13 protein-coding genes and 1 pseudogene are annotated in these 13,511 nt (G+C 57.3%); 9 read left to right on the top strand and 5 right to left on the bottom strand.

Features of this window, described 5'->3' with window-relative positions; translation table 11 throughout:
- Positions 1 to 2: 2 nt before the first annotated feature.
- From AC1Z24_RS10375 to AC1Z24_RS10355, 5 genes are read left to right on the top strand one after another with little or no spacing between them, the layout of a single operon-like run.
- Positions 3 to 1,226 (top strand): glycosyltransferase family 4 protein, encoded by a 1,224-nt coding sequence (locus tag AC1Z24_RS10375; protein ID WP_483745564.1) that lies wholly within the window; start codon positions 3 to 5, stop codon positions 1,224 to 1,226.
- Positions 1,210 to 2,310, top strand: coding sequence for a glycosyltransferase family 4 protein (locus tag AC1Z24_RS10370; protein WP_483745563.1), 1,101 nt, complete (start codon positions 1,210 to 1,212; stop codon positions 2,308 to 2,310). The genes AC1Z24_RS10375 and AC1Z24_RS10370 overlap by 17 nt, the downstream gene beginning before the upstream one ends.
- Positions 2,310 to 3,728 (top strand): O-antigen ligase family protein, encoded by a 1,419-nt coding sequence (locus tag AC1Z24_RS10365; RefSeq protein ID WP_483745562.1) that lies wholly within the window; start codon positions 2,310 to 2,312, stop codon positions 3,726 to 3,728. The genes AC1Z24_RS10370 and AC1Z24_RS10365 overlap by 1 nt, the downstream gene beginning before the upstream one ends.
- Positions 3,725 to 4,546 (top strand): acyltransferase, encoded by an 822-nt coding sequence (locus tag AC1Z24_RS10360; protein ID WP_483745561.1) that lies wholly within the window; start codon positions 3,725 to 3,727, stop codon positions 4,544 to 4,546. The genes AC1Z24_RS10365 and AC1Z24_RS10360 overlap by 4 nt, the downstream gene beginning before the upstream one ends.
- An 8-nt stretch (positions 4,547 to 4,554) precedes the next feature.
- Positions 4,555 to 5,967: a lipid II flippase MurJ gene (locus AC1Z24_RS10355; protein WP_483745560.1), complete on the top strand. Its 1,413-nt coding sequence runs from the start codon at positions 4,555 to 4,557 to the stop codon at positions 5,965 to 5,967.
- Between the two features lie 27 nt (positions 5,968 to 5,994).
- Here AC1Z24_RS10355 and AC1Z24_RS10350 read toward each other — a convergent pair whose 3' ends face one another.
- Positions 5,995 to 6,246, bottom strand: a complete 252-nt coding sequence (locus tag AC1Z24_RS10350) for a hypothetical protein (RefSeq protein WP_483745559.1) — start codon at positions 6,244 to 6,246, stop codon at positions 5,995 to 5,997.
- A gap of 109 nt (positions 6,247 to 6,355) precedes the next feature.
- Here AC1Z24_RS10350 and AC1Z24_RS10345 point away from each other — a divergent pair, with 109 nt between their 5' ends.
- The 3 genes from AC1Z24_RS10345 to AC1Z24_RS10335 all read left to right on the top strand — a co-directional run bounded on the left by AC1Z24_RS10345 (position 6,356) and on the right by AC1Z24_RS10335 (position 8,024).
- Positions 6,356 to 6,604 carry a helix-turn-helix domain-containing protein gene (locus AC1Z24_RS10345; RefSeq protein WP_483745558.1) on the top strand — a complete coding sequence of 83 codons (249 nt, stop codon included), beginning with the start codon at positions 6,356 to 6,358 and terminating at the stop codon, positions 6,602 to 6,604.
- Between the two features lie 375 nt (positions 6,605 to 6,979).
- On the top strand, positions 6,980 to 7,447 hold the full coding sequence (locus AC1Z24_RS10340) for a hypothetical protein (protein ID WP_483745557.1): 468 nt from the start codon (positions 6,980 to 6,982) through the stop codon (positions 7,445 to 7,447).
- Positions 7,448 to 7,577: 130 nt separating this feature from the next.
- Positions 7,578 to 8,024 carry a GNAT family N-acetyltransferase gene (locus AC1Z24_RS10335; RefSeq protein ID WP_483745556.1) on the top strand — a complete coding sequence of 149 codons (447 nt, stop codon included), beginning with the start codon at positions 7,578 to 7,580 and terminating at the stop codon, positions 8,022 to 8,024.
- A gap of 324 nt (positions 8,025 to 8,348) precedes the next feature.
- Here the strand turns inward: AC1Z24_RS10335 and AC1Z24_RS10330 are convergent, their stop codons facing one another.
- On the bottom strand, positions 8,349 to 8,777 hold the full coding sequence (locus AC1Z24_RS10330) for a response regulator (RefSeq protein ID WP_483745555.1): 429 nt from the start codon (positions 8,775 to 8,777) through the stop codon (positions 8,349 to 8,351).
- A gap of 390 nt (positions 8,778 to 9,167) precedes the next feature.
- Here AC1Z24_RS10330 and AC1Z24_RS10325 point away from each other — a divergent pair.
- A pseudogene (locus AC1Z24_RS10325) lies at positions 9,168 to 9,413 on the top strand (tyrosine-type recombinase/integrase); the annotation flags it as partial.
- A gap of 255 nt (positions 9,414 to 9,668) precedes the next feature.
- Here AC1Z24_RS10325 and AC1Z24_RS10320 read toward each other — a convergent pair.
- From AC1Z24_RS10320 to AC1Z24_RS10310, 3 genes are all read right to left on the bottom strand, one after another.
- The gene (locus tag AC1Z24_RS10320; protein WP_483745554.1) at positions 9,669 to 10,556 is read right to left on the bottom strand and encodes a DUF4214 domain-containing protein; all 888 of its coding nucleotides are present in this window, start codon (positions 10,554 to 10,556) and stop codon (positions 9,669 to 9,671) included.
- Between the two features lie 56 nt (positions 10,557 to 10,612).
- Complete coding sequence (locus AC1Z24_RS10315; RefSeq protein WP_483745553.1) at positions 10,613 to 11,530, bottom strand: DUF4214 domain-containing protein; 918 nt, start codon at positions 11,528 to 11,530, stop codon at positions 10,613 to 10,615.
- Between the two features lie 934 nt (positions 11,531 to 12,464).
- Positions 12,465 to 13,103: a hypothetical protein gene (locus tag AC1Z24_RS10310; RefSeq protein ID WP_483745552.1), complete on the bottom strand. Its 639-nt coding sequence runs from the start codon at positions 13,101 to 13,103 to the stop codon at positions 12,465 to 12,467.
- Positions 13,104 to 13,511: the final 408 nt, after the last annotated feature.

Raw genomic sequence — 13,511 nt, 5'->3', positions numbered from 1 at the left:
CCATGCGCATCCTCTGGACGTTGCCCTATCTGCCCTGGCCCACCACCAGCGGCGGCAAGACCCGGGAATATCATTTGCTGCGCAACCTCGCCGCCCGTGGTCATCGGATCACCCTGCTGGTGCAATCCAAAGTCGCCCTGGACGATGCCACCCGCGCCGCCCTGGAACCCTGGCTGGAGCGCCTGATCGTCTTGCCCCGCCGCCCCCTGCGCAGTGCCCGCACCCTGCTCGCCGTGGCCTTCGCCATGCCGCCGATGCTGGCCAGCGTCAACGGCTTCGCCCCGGACTTGCAGCACACGTTCGAGCAACTGCTGGAAGAGGACTGGGACGTGATCCAGATCCAGCACAGCTACGGTTTCCAGCCCTTCGAACGGCCACTGCAAAAGGCCCACAAGCCTTTCGTGCTGGCCGAGCACAATATCGAATCGGCCCTCGGCGCCGCCTCCTACAGCCTGCTGCCGGGTTGGGCCGGGCTGTTCGCCCGCTATGACCGCTGGCGCTACCGGCGCTGGGAAAGCCGCGTGCTGCGTCAGGCCAGTGAGCTGATCGCGGTCAGCGAAGACGACGCCCGAGGCCTGGCCCGGCTCAGCGCCAAGACCACCGCCGTTGTCGTCAATAGCGTTGATTGCGACTACTACGCCAAGGTGCGCCCGGACCGCGCCAGCCAGCGCCTGCTGTTTATCGGCAACTACGAATACGGCCCCAATGTCGATGCCGTGGAATGGGCACTGGACGAAATCATGCCCCACGTCTGGCAACTGGCGCCCAACGTGCGCTTCAGCATCGGCGGCTTCGCCATGCCCGAACAATGGCGTGAGCGCTGGACCGATCCGCGCATCGACTGGCTGGGCTTCGTCCCCGATCTGCGCGTACTGCAAAACCAGACCGCGATCTTCTTCGCGCCCCTGCGCCAGGGCGGCGGCTCCAAGCTCAAGGTACTGGAAGCCATGGCCGCCGGGCTGCCGGTGGTCACCACCGAACAGGGCGCATCGGGTCTTGCAGTGATCAACGGTGAGCACTACCTGGGCAGCGAATACCCTGCCGAACTGGCGCGGATCATCGCCAGCAGCCTCAACCGCCCGGAACGCCTGGAACAGGTCGGCGAAGCTGGCCGTGCCTACGTGCGCGCGACCCATGACTGGGCCGTGTCGGCCCGGCAACTGGAAGCCATCTATACCCGTCTCTCCCCAGCCAAGGAAACGGCCAACTATGCATATCGGACTTGATTACCGCCCGGCTGCGGGCTACGCCACCACCGGTATCGGCCGGCAGAACTTCGCCCTGGAACACGCCCTGCGTGCCCATCCCGACGTGCGGCTGCAACTGTTCGGCGTGGCGCCTTTCGATCACCCGATCCGCCGCCTGATCCAATGCCCACGCAGCTCTACGCCGCTCAATGCCGTGCACCGCCTGCCCGACCGCCTGGGGTTCGAGGCCTGCTTCCTGCCCACTGCGCTACAGGATGCGGGTATCGAGATCTACATGGCCAACCTCAATATGGGCCTGCCCATCGGCCGCAAACCGGCGGGCATGCGCTACGTACTGCAACTGCACGACGTGTTCCAGCTGACCCAGAAAAACAGCCACGGCTCGCGACTCAAGGCGGCCTTCTACCGGCTCACTGACTACCTGTCGATCGCCTGGTCCCTGCGCGTGGCCGACCGGGTCTGGGTCGCTTCCGAGTACACCGCCAGCGAAGTGCGGCGGCTGTTTCCTTCGGCCAACGCAAAGCTGCGGGTGTTGCCATTGCTGGTCGAAGGCTTCGTCGGCGAACCAGCGGATATCAGCGACCTGCAACTGCCCGAGGGTTACTGGCTGTGTGTCGGCACGCGTGAACCGCGCAAAAACATTTCCTGGTTCGTCGATGCCTGGCAGAGCGCGCGCATGCAATTTCCCTCTACTCCGGACCTGGTCCTGGTCGGCGGCGATGCCTGCCTGACCGAGAGTCAGCGCCAGTTGCCGGGCCTGCACGCCCTCACCGACCTCAGCGATGCGCAGTTGCACGCCGTGTACCGTCACGCCGGGCGCCTGTGGCATCCGTCCCGTGGCGAGGGTTTCGGCCTGCCGGTGATCGAAGCCCTGAGCGTCGGCACCCCGGTGGCAGTGGCCAGCGGATCCTCCCTCGACGAGATCAGCCCGCCACACAGCCCGCGCTTTTCCCCCACTGACAGCGCCGCACTGATTCGCCTGATGGGCCAACTGGCGAGCGCCGCCCCGGAAGATCCCCAGCCCCTGCAGGACTGGGCGGCAAACTACGCCATCGATGCGTTCAAGCAACGCTTCAATGTCTTGCTCGAGGAACTGCGCTGATGCCCATTGCGTTGCCCACGGGGTTGTTTCTGGCCCTGATCTTCAGCCTGATGTTCTGGCTCCTGCCGGCCCCCGTGGTGCTGGTGGCCATGGCCGGCCTGGGCGCGGGCATCACCATCATTCGTCAACCCGTGCGCGGCCTGCTGCTGTTCGGCCTGATTGCTTGCTTCCTGCCCTACGCGACCATGAATATCGGCTTTCGCACCACGGTATCCGAAGCCCTGCTGATGCTGACCTGGGCTGCCTACCTGGCCCACAACATGTTCGGCGACCCGCCCCGGGTGCCGCCGATGATGCGCACCGAGCGCTGGTTGTTCATCCTCATGCTCTACACCGCCCTGCCTTTTGTCGTCGGCCAACTGATGATCACTGCCGAGGGCAACGGCCCGATCAACTGGGTGCGCTGGCTGTTCAACCTGTCGGCGCTATTCCTCGTGCCGCGCCTGCTCGTCAATGCGCGGGCCCTGGACTGCATGGTCTTCTCGATGATGGCCGGCACGCTGCTGCTGTTGCTGCTGTCGATCCCGGTGTACCTGGTCAACCGTAGCGCCACGGCGATGACGCCGATCCTTGGCGCCCTCGGCTACGGTGGCATTGGCGTACTCGGTGACAGTCTTTCGGCACTGTCGACACGCATGGGCTCACCGTGGATGCACCCCAACGTTGCGGGCGGTGCCATGGCCCTGACCCTGCCCCTGGCCTTCTGCTACGGCATTACCCGCAGCGGCTGGGCGCGCTCGCTGGGCTTGTCAGTGGCGATACTGGGCAGCATCGGCCTGCTGCTGACCGGCTCCCGGGGCGCACTGGTCAGCCTGATGGTGGTGATGATCATGATGGCGGCCAAGCGCGTGCCCCATGTCGGCCGCATCCTCATGGCCGGTGCCGTGGCCGGTGCGCTGTTGCTGATGTTCTATCCGCCGTTGCAGGAACGCCTGCTCGGCCTGTTCACCCAGGACGACACCAGTACCGCGATTCGCTTCCTCGAGTACGAACACTTCCCCGAAGCCGTCGCCCAATTCCCCCTCGGCATCGGCTTCAAGATCGACCCGCCGGTGCCCGGCACCACCTTGTTCGGTATCTCCAACCTGTGGCTGAACTTCGTCTACAAGATCGGCATCCCCGGCATGCTGCTGTACATCGCCGTGATCTGGAGCTGGTGGAATGAAACCCGCCCGGCCCGCGGGCGCATCCGCCTGAGCCACGACAACGCCCTGTGGCTCGGCACCCTGGCCGGGCTGCGGGCGGCGCTGCTGAGCGGCGTCTTCGACCACTACTTCAGCTTTACCACCGTGCTGGTCGCGCTGTTCTGGCTGTTTCTGGGCATCAACCTGCACGAAGCCAAACGCCTCAAGGCCAGCGGCGTGGTCCGGCCTTACGCCACTCCTGCTGCCCGCACCGATATGGGAATCCAATCATGAAGCACCGCATGCTGCACTCCCACGACCTGCGCCTGGCGCTGCCCGACTATGCACAGAAAATGGCCGTGCCCCTGGACGAACTGCAAGCCGCCTACCAATGGATGCTCGACAACGAGGTGTGCTTCGAACAACCCCTGAAAAACCGCACCCTGTCCTTTATCAGCTACCTGAACATCGAGACCCGCATCGACCATCCCCTGGCCCGACGCTTCTACAAACTGCTGACCCGCGAAACCCTCGGCCCGCTGATCCCGCTGTACGGCATCAACTGGCCGACCCTGCGCGACCGCATGCTGCGCACCTGGGAACAGGCCTACAACATCCTGATCTGCAAGATTCCCAGCCATAACGTGCGCCTGGCCTGGCTGCGCCTGGGGGGCGCGAAAATCGGCAAGGGCTCGTCGGTATGGCGCAACACCGAAATACTCGGCGTCGACAGCCTGCGCATCGGCAACGACAGCACCGTGGGCTGGCATTGTCAGCTCGATGCGCGGGGTGGTCTGGTCATTGGCGATCACGTAACCATCGCCTCACATGTGCTGATCATCGCCGGTGGTCACGACCTGCAAGCGCCGGAGTTCTGGGCCGTGGGCGGGCCGGTCTTCATCCGCGACTACGCCTGGATCTGTAGCCGCGCGCTGCTGTCCTTCGGTGCCGATATCGGTGAAGGCGCAGTGGTGGGCGGCGCCAGCGTGGTGTCCAAACCGATACCGCCCTACGCCATCGTCAGCGGCCCCAACGCCGAAATCAAAGGCGAGCGCGCCCGTGGCCTCAACTACAAAGTGGGCGGCAAAGGCCTGTTCACGTTGTTCCATTGAGCCGCGCCATGTTGGGCTCAACCCTGTGGCTGACCCTGGCTACCCTCACCGGCCTGGCGGCCGGTTTTGCCCGTGAGTGGCTATTGGTCGCGGCCTGGGGTGCGGGGGCACAGAGCGACGCTTTTCTCGTCTCGATGTTCCTGCCCGAAGCCCTGCGCATGGCCTTGGCCGCCGGCCTGCTCAGCGCCGCAGCCCTGCCTCTCTATCAACAGCGCGACACCGGGCAACAGCAACGCTGGCTCGGCGCCCTGGCCCCGCGCCTGCTGCTCTGCGGCCTGGGCATCAGCCTGCTGCTGAGCCTCGGCGCACCGCTATGGGTGCGCGCCGTCGGCCCCGGCCTGGATGACAGCGGCTACCTGCTGGCGGGCAACAGCCTGCATTGGCTGGCCTGGTGTGCACCGGGCTTTCTGCTCCATGGCCTGCTCTGCGTGCCGTTACAGGCCCATTCGCGCTTTGTTCTGGCCGGGCTCGGCTCCCTGCTGTTCAACCTGCCGCCGGTGCTTTACCTCGCCATCAGCCATCACGCCGCCACGCCCACGGGCCTTGCCAGCGCCTGCGTGCTCGGCAGCCTGCTGATGCCCGGCGTCCTGCTGCCGACCCTGTTTCGACTGGGCTGGACACCCTGGCACTGGCACAGCGAACCCGGCGCCAGCAAAGAACTGCTGCAACGCATCGGCCCGCTGCTCAGCAGCAACCTCGCCAGCCAGGGCCTGGCCCTGCTCGAACGCATGGTCGCCTCCCTGCTCGGCGAAGGCGCCGTCACCTGGATCAACCTGGCGCGCAAACTGATCAACCTGCCGCTGATCGCCCTGATGAGCCTGAATCAGGTCCTGCTCGGCCTGATGAGCGGCAGTGTCGGCGACCAACGCCTGCTCCTGCTGCGCAAAGGCCTGGCCAGCGCCACCCTCCTCACCCTCCCCGCCGTCGCTGGCCTTATCGGCGCCGCCAGCGCTCTGGTCGCCCTGCTCCTGCCCAACCAGACCCACGACGGCCCATTGCCGGAACTGCTCGCCTGGTTTGCCGTGCCCTTGATGTTTGGCGCCTGGAACGCACTGCTGGCCCGCTACGCCTACGCCGCAGGCGATACCCGCATGCCGCTGAACTGCGAACTGCTCGGCAGCCTGTGCAATGCGTTGCTATTGGCCGTGCTGCCGCTCTTCCTCGGGCTGATCGGCATCGCCATTGCCGCACTGGCCGGGGCTATCGTCACCGGATTGCTGCTGATGCGGCGGCAAGAATTGCTGGTGGTCCTGCCATGGCGCAGCCAGTGGGCACTCGGCGCGGTGGTCATGCTGATGGCGGCGGTGTGGCTGCATCCGATCTACAACATCTGGCTGCAACTGGGCTTGAGCTGCGCCTACGGCCTGATTCTGCTGGTTGGCCTGGCGCTATGGCTAAAACCGTGGCGCAATGGCCCATGACCTGAAATGCAATCCATGTGGGGGGCCCTACCCATCCAACCCCAACCGCCGACGCCGCGCCATCAACGCCCGGCCAAACGACAGCTCGGCATACTCGATAAACAACCGCGCCATATGCCGCAACGCCCGCTCCTCGCTTTCACTGCCGGGGACACAGTCAAAGCCCAGGGCGCGTTTGCTGTCTTCGGGGAGGTCCTCCCAGGTGTGCATAATGTGGGTGTACATGGCACTCGCCACTTCGTGTCGATTCATTTGAATGCGTGCTTTACGACTCTGCATCCTTTGGCCTCCTTGACCGTTTGAACAAATACAGCACAACAATATCTGAATATCAGATATCTGAAAACCAGTTATAGCTTAAGTCGCTGTTCCACCACGAGCAGCACCCATGACCAAAGCCATCTACCGAAACGAACACCAGGTCCTGATCAAATTGCTCAAGGCCATCCGCAGCAACACCGGCATGACCCAGACCGACTGCTCCAAAGCCCTGGGCCGCCCCCAGTCCTACATCAGCGACGTCGAAACCGGCCTGCGCCGCCTGGACCTGGTCCAATTGCGCGACCTCTGCGCTGTACTCGGCTACACCCTGCCGCAGTTCGTTGAAGAGTACGAAGCAGCGCTGCTGACACCCTGATCACAATGCCAAACCTCTATCCCAATCCCCTGTGGGAGCGAGGCTTGCCCGCGAAGAGGCCCGAATATCCGACACACATGCCGGGGCTCTGAAATAGCAGTGGCAGGTTCATCTTCCCCTCTCACACCTCACTCAGACTCAAACCGACGACGCTGTGCTATCGCAGTGGTATACGCACATCATCATGGGGTTTGAGAAATATCCCAACTTGGAATATTGACGACGGAAAACCTTACGCCCTCAGAAGCAGCTCGCGCATTGCCTGACCTGTGGCCGACACTAAAGGCAAGAGCTGAGGAATCAGGGGTGCGTCTGGACACTCCAACCCGTCGAAACTATATAGTTTGATCCAGCACAGCAGTGGTGAAAGGCTCGATGATCTTCTTCTTGATTTTTATGGGATTTTTGGCGCTATTCTCAGGTTATGCCGTATCGCTTGAGGACCGCTTTAAAAGGGATGGACTGTTCTGCCCTTTCAGCCTTACGACGAATTTGAGGGCATCACCGCGGGCACGAAAAGTCCTGACTTGGCTAGGTGTGCTAATTTGGGCATTTACAGCTGTTTTCTACCTCTTTACACAGAGTGAGCCGGTATCAACGCGGGACGGTTTGAGACTCTGTGCCGTTGTAATGATCATCTACACGTTCATGCTATTGGGTTACACCAGGGAACGTGAGTTTAATGACTCGGGAAAATCTTCAAATTCATTTTCCTATCTACAGTCCCTTACACGGCAACAGCAGATGGTTATTGCTGTGCGGGCTGGCTGGGCGACCTCGAAGATACTTATCGCTTTCACATCGTTGTTTTTGTTGAAATGCATCGTTGGCTGGGCCAAATGAACAATCAGGCTCGTGAAAGCAAAAAAAGCGCAGGGTCGTTTCGGGTCGATAGCCCCCTCTAGCTTACTTTCCCACCTAACCACGAAGGCTAGAGTCAAATGAAAGGATTCACGCCAGTCAGAGAAGATGAATGAACCAAGTCGAAATTCGTCAGATCACGCAACTTCCGCCTCTCATTCTGACACTGGAAAAAGAGGCAGCCGCTGAAGGTTTCAGGTTTCTTACACGCCTGATCGAAGAATGGAAATCAGGGAAAAATCGCTTCGATGCACCAGGTGAGTGTCTGATGGCTGTGTATCTGGATCATTGCCTGATAGGTATCGGAGGCCTTTCAGTTGATCCGCACACTCAAAGCCATACGGCAAGGCTGCGCAGGGTATATATCGCAACCTCATTTAGAGGACAACGTATAGGACAAGCTCTGGTAAAGGCGCTTGTAGAATATGCTGCTCACCACTTTCAAATCGTGCGGCTTTCTACTGATACCCCGGAAGGAGACGATTTCTATGTACGTTGCGGCTTCAATAGATCAGATGATGCCCACGCTACCCACACCATGAGCCTTAGTAAAGTCTGATTCAGGCAGTGATTTGCCACCTGTCCTGGTCAACAAGAAAACCCCACGCCCTACGGGTGGCGGGGCTCTGTTGAATATCGCTTACTTGCGTGGATCCTCAGGCAACAAAATCAGCCACTTCCAGCTTCAGGTGAACTGATCAATGAATTTCGCCACGTCCGCCCGCAGCTTTGTCCAGAGCGTCCAGAGCATTGCTCAAAATATAGTGCGACAGCTCGCCCATAGACAACTTGTCGACAATTCAGCCGCGTGACTTAGAAGTTATGCGGGAGAAGATACGCAGCTGTCGCCCCCCTTTGTCATTCACCGCTTGCTGACTATCCGCTACTGACGGATATGCTCATTCGCGATCCCCCGTATCGGCCTCCTGGCCAAGACATGTCGGCACACGGCGCCTATCGCCATGGAATGCCAGGGCTTAGACACAAAAACAGGAGAGCAGCCGCTAGCCAGCGGCTGTTGGTACCGACTTCCCGAAGAAAGGATGATAGGCAGGTGAGGCCATCGCCCGTGAGTCAGGTTCGCAAGGTCGATACCGCTCAGCAGACCCGGGAAATGGATGTCGGAGAAAATGAGATCAACCTGGCAAGAGCCTGCCAGCAAAAACTGCCAGGCTTCGTCCGCAGTGTCGACCGCATGCACCTTAAACCCTTCAAATTCCAGGATGTCCTGAATTAATCCGTTGATAACCCAGTCGTCTTCGACGAGCAGGATCAAGGGCGCTTTTGACGGTACTACAGTGTGCTCATTCATGTTCATGTGAGCCAGCGATCAAGGGTGCGTTCAAAACGAACGCAGGGTCCCGACAAACGGAACCTTCTCTTTGCTCACGTCAAGCCTCCAGTGGCACGGGCCTAAGATAGGTGGCCATAGCCAGACATCAAAAGCGCTAGCGCAACCCGACCTGCAAAATAGTTTTTCTTTAGTGCCGCCCTAGTTCTTGTGGTTTGGCGCGTATCTCGGTTTTTTGGATAGTAGGCCCACGCCAAAGATAACGGCACATACCAACATCCCGACCGAGGTAATGACCATGACTGACTTGAACCGTAATTTTGATGACAAAATCGTTTTGATCACCGGCGGCACTTCCGGCATAGGCCTTGAAACGGCGCGCTAATTTGTGGCTCAAGGTGCTCGCGTGGTGAGCACCTGTCTAAGCGGCAATACGCACGTATCTTCAAGGCATGAGTGGCTTCGATAGGTCTCGATCCCGTTTTTTACGGTACTTATACGCTGCGCCGAACCAAAGCGACGTTAATCTACAGAAGAAATAAGAATCTAAGGGCTGCGCAGCTGCTCCTCGGACATACCAAGCTGGAAAGCACGGTACGCTACCTGGGTATTGAGGTAGACGATGCTTTGGAGATTTCGCAGCAGGCTGAGGAATGAGGAGTTGGCGGCGGTATTAAACCGTCGCTATCCGAACCAATGCAGCCCCCATAGTTTCTACGGTTAGGTGGGCGATTCAGTATGACTCAGCGTAAGTGGCGTATGAAAACAGCCTTGAGGCATCCACAAGGCAAATTCTCATCGTTCCCATCTCCAAGACGGCCATAATTTGACGCCGACTATCGCGGGCCAAACCCGCGATAACTTTTTTAGGCCCAAGTTGAGCGCCGGGAGGCGTTAAAATAGTGATGTCTGTTACATCCATACACCGTTTTGCAGCTCAGCTGCGGTGTTGCTGACGTTCTCGTTGCTCTCGGAAAACGCCACCAGAACATCATTGGCCCCCGCGCCGTTGGCCATTTGATTGCTCCAGAATTGCAAGCCTGTTGCGTCAGGGGCGCGATGCAATACATGTTGATAGTAGCTGTTAATCAAGGAGGCAGAGTCAGCATTCGGATTATTAGCCTTGAACTCGTTGCTGTTGACAAATCCCATGGCAACTTCAGCCATGCTGACACCTTGATCCAGTTTTTCAGTCCAGAGCTTCAAGCCCTCCTTATCGGCTTTACGATCAAACGCCGCCTGATAAAGACGATAGGCCGAGCCTGCGTTTTGACCGGCCTGGACGTCTAGCGCCAGAGTCGTACCATCTTCCTGAAAGTTGATACGTTCGATGTTAAACAGCGTATCGCTTTTGCCCAGGCCTTTAACGGTGGCGACAGTACCTACTGACGAGACTGCAAAGTCGCTTTTGAGCGCTGAGTAGTGCACGGTATCAATACCTGCGTTACCGCTGTAGGTGTCGTTACCCGGCCAGGCGTAAAAATGGTCATTGCCGTTGGAGCCTATGTACTGATCGTTACCGCTGAAGAGCGAACCAGAGTTTGCTGCATCGCCGACTTTTACGTTAAGCCCGCTAATGGTGACGTAAGGTGTGTCATTGAGAGAATACGTGATGCCCGTAAAAAAGCTCGCCTGTGAATTACCTGATGGAAAGAAGCCACTCAGGTCCGCCTTATAATTACCCTCACCGAAGACAATGTGAGTGCTTGACATCGACACTACTTGCCCAGTAGCACCAACCTGGGCCGCTTTATTCAAGTCGAAGTTGTCGAGAGGTTGATTATAGGTAATGCGTGCCATTGTGATGAGTCCTTATCGTTTGTATATAAATCGTGAGCAAAGGTGATGCTGCCAAATCAGGTCAGCCACAGCCCGGTGCTGAGCACGGCCTCGGAGTTACTGAGGTTTTCTTGACTTTCGGAGAATGACACCAGCATTTCGCTGGCCGACATGCCATTAGCCGTGGCGTTACTCCAGTACGCCAAACCCGTTGCGTCGGGTGCCCGATGCAAAACGTGTTGGTAGTAGCTGTTGATGAGGGTACTGGCGTCAGTGCTTGAATGGGCGGCCTTGAACTCACTGCTGTTGACGAAGCCTGTAGCGACCTGAGTCAGGCTGGCGCCATTGTCCAATTGCGTGATCCAGAACGTCAGGCCCTTGTTATCTGGCGTGCGATCAAATGCGGCCTGATACAGGCGATACGCCGACCCCGCATTTTGGCCCGATTCAACGTCTATCGCTAAAGTCGAGCCATCACTAAAACCAATGCGTTCTACGTTGGACAGGACGTCGTGCTTGCCGTCCACCGTGATCGCGTACGCTCTGCCATTGGCATCTACGGTGCGATTGACGATCAGGCCAGCCTTGCTGTTGTATTGAACGGTATCGATCCCGCCGCCGCCGTTGATCGTGTCATCGCCTGCACCGCTTTTGATCACGTCACTGCCTGCCGAGCCAATGACGATGTCATTGCCCTTCAGGACTTCATTAAGCGCGTTTTTGAAATCGAAGCCGCCGATGTATTCGGCCACAGTCGCGGCGTCGGCGTTTATACCGGTGACTTCGTAGTACAGGCCGCCGTTCTGGTAGGCGGCTGTGGAGGTTAGGGTACCGCCGCTGACTTCGCCGTTGCTGAACTGGAAGCTGCCGAAGTAATCCTGGGTTCTGAAACCGTCGGTAGCGCGAATGTGGCCAGAATCCACAATGGGGAATGCCCCGTCCCACGCCTGCAAATTACTCATGTTGATCGGTTGGTACAGCTTGAGAGTCGCCATTAGTCTTCCTTAACCGATGCATCGACGTGCTACCAGAACTGGCCCTGGGTAGCGGTTTTGACAGCTTCATGTTGTCAGTCGATGCGGATACAAACCGGATACAAATTGAAATACGTAGGCTGTCTGACTCGGCTTATGGAGAATTGTTCCCATCCTTCGGCATCTAAGACTACTGGCGCTGATCGAAAACTGACCTCACGGCTGTGATTCCGGACGAAAAATGGCTTGCGTGTATCACCAGATTCCAGATTAGGACCGGCACGTGTACTTGTTCTCCATGATCGACTGTTTCTGCGTAATTGCTGGGGCCTGAACACTTATTTGCACTGGATTTGACCAGTCGTTCCCAACGGACTTGACCAGCGCACCTGGTAGCCTTGACTGGCGTAGCGGCCCTTGGCGACAGGCACCAAACGGCCGATTCTGTTGAAAAAGTCGGCTTCGAATTCCACGCCAAAAAAGTGCGCGCCTAAGATTGAAATCTGAATTTTTGGCAGAGGGCTCAGGACCCGGATTTCACGTAGCAGCGTGCGACGGGGGTGTTTTCATCCATCAATATTTGAGCGTTTTGGGAAAACCGACTTTTTCAACACAATCGGCCAAGAGCCGCCCCTCAGAGTTATCTGTTTTGGGTCGATAGGAACGCGACCGGCTTGCCCAATCTGAATCTAAGCCAAAACGACCTTCAGCTTCTGGTCGTAGCGGGCGAGTTGAGCGTCGGCTCTTGGCCGTTCATTACTTCTCGACAAAGTATAGGAGCGACCAGTAACAGCCAGGCAACGGTAAATAATTCCGTTTTTTTACTTTCGCGCGCTTGAGCCGCTATTGCATTCGGGGTTAAAACAGCCGCATCCGTATGACGGGATATTGGTTCCAGCAACCAAGTTTAACGGCCGTCTTTATCTACTAGTAAATAATTTTTGGTATATGTTACTTATGACGCTCTACGATTAGAGGCAAATGGCTCTAATAGTGGAAACTGGTGTTCACAGCAATATTCTAGCCTGTTATAGATGTTGGTGTCTCCAGTTGCGTGCGTTGCCATACACAGATAGATATTCCCTGTTGTCTCCTTAGAAAAAACTAACCATTCACCCGTTATCCGTTTTTCATTACTACGCGTTTCGATTGTGCCCTCAACCAAGTTGTGCACAAGTTTGTCCAGATGTTTCCGCTCTATAACGGAATTTTTTTCTCCCATCGATTCATCCCATATAGTGTTGAAGCTTTTCTTAATCTCATTTTGAATATTGTGCACTAAAAAGTGAGCAGAAAAATAATGCTGATGCCACAGCGGGTGTAGTGGCGCATGTTTAAATTGAGCAGCTTCTTTTGTATAGCCATCACTACCTAACGTTTCAAGACGCTTGACTTCATCAATGATGTGCTTTGGATCGACTCCACTTAGCTCAAGATTCACGATCAAATCAACCACGAAAATTTCTGAGTAACGATTTGGTATGAGTTCGTCAAGTCCGTACAGCTGAACAAACTCAGTCCTTTGTTTGCCGTCAATATTTATGGTTTCACCGTTAACAACAACGTCGATGTTTAAGTTGCGAAATTTACTCATTCACATATTCGCCTGAAGTTCGATTAATTTTATAAGGGTTTTTTGATTTATTCGCTCGATATAGCGAGCATTATCATACTCCCCCTCACTACTTACACCTGATAAAAACTTCGCTTCTTGAGACTTTTCCGGTGAAATTTGGCATTTTTTCGTCTAGAAATCTTTTAAACTCTTTTGCATCTTCTTCAAACGTTTTCACACAGCCTGGCCCCATAGCGGACCCTGATGTGCGACGGAAAGGTCGGCCCAGTTGCGGGACGTGCCTTTCACGCAGGGAGTAGACCTCTGGCGCCGATTGGCGAAGATCATTTTGTACAAAGGACGGGCCAACCATAGTGAATTCGCCACAAGCGTTCGATCGGCTCGGCAAACTCTGCATAACTATGTTGATGAACGAATGGGACTTCG

The organism is Pseudomonas sp. JL23, from assembly GCF_056933585.1.
The sequence above is the reverse complement of the archived record's forward strand: the minus strand, read 5'-3'. Positions and strand labels throughout refer to the sequence as shown.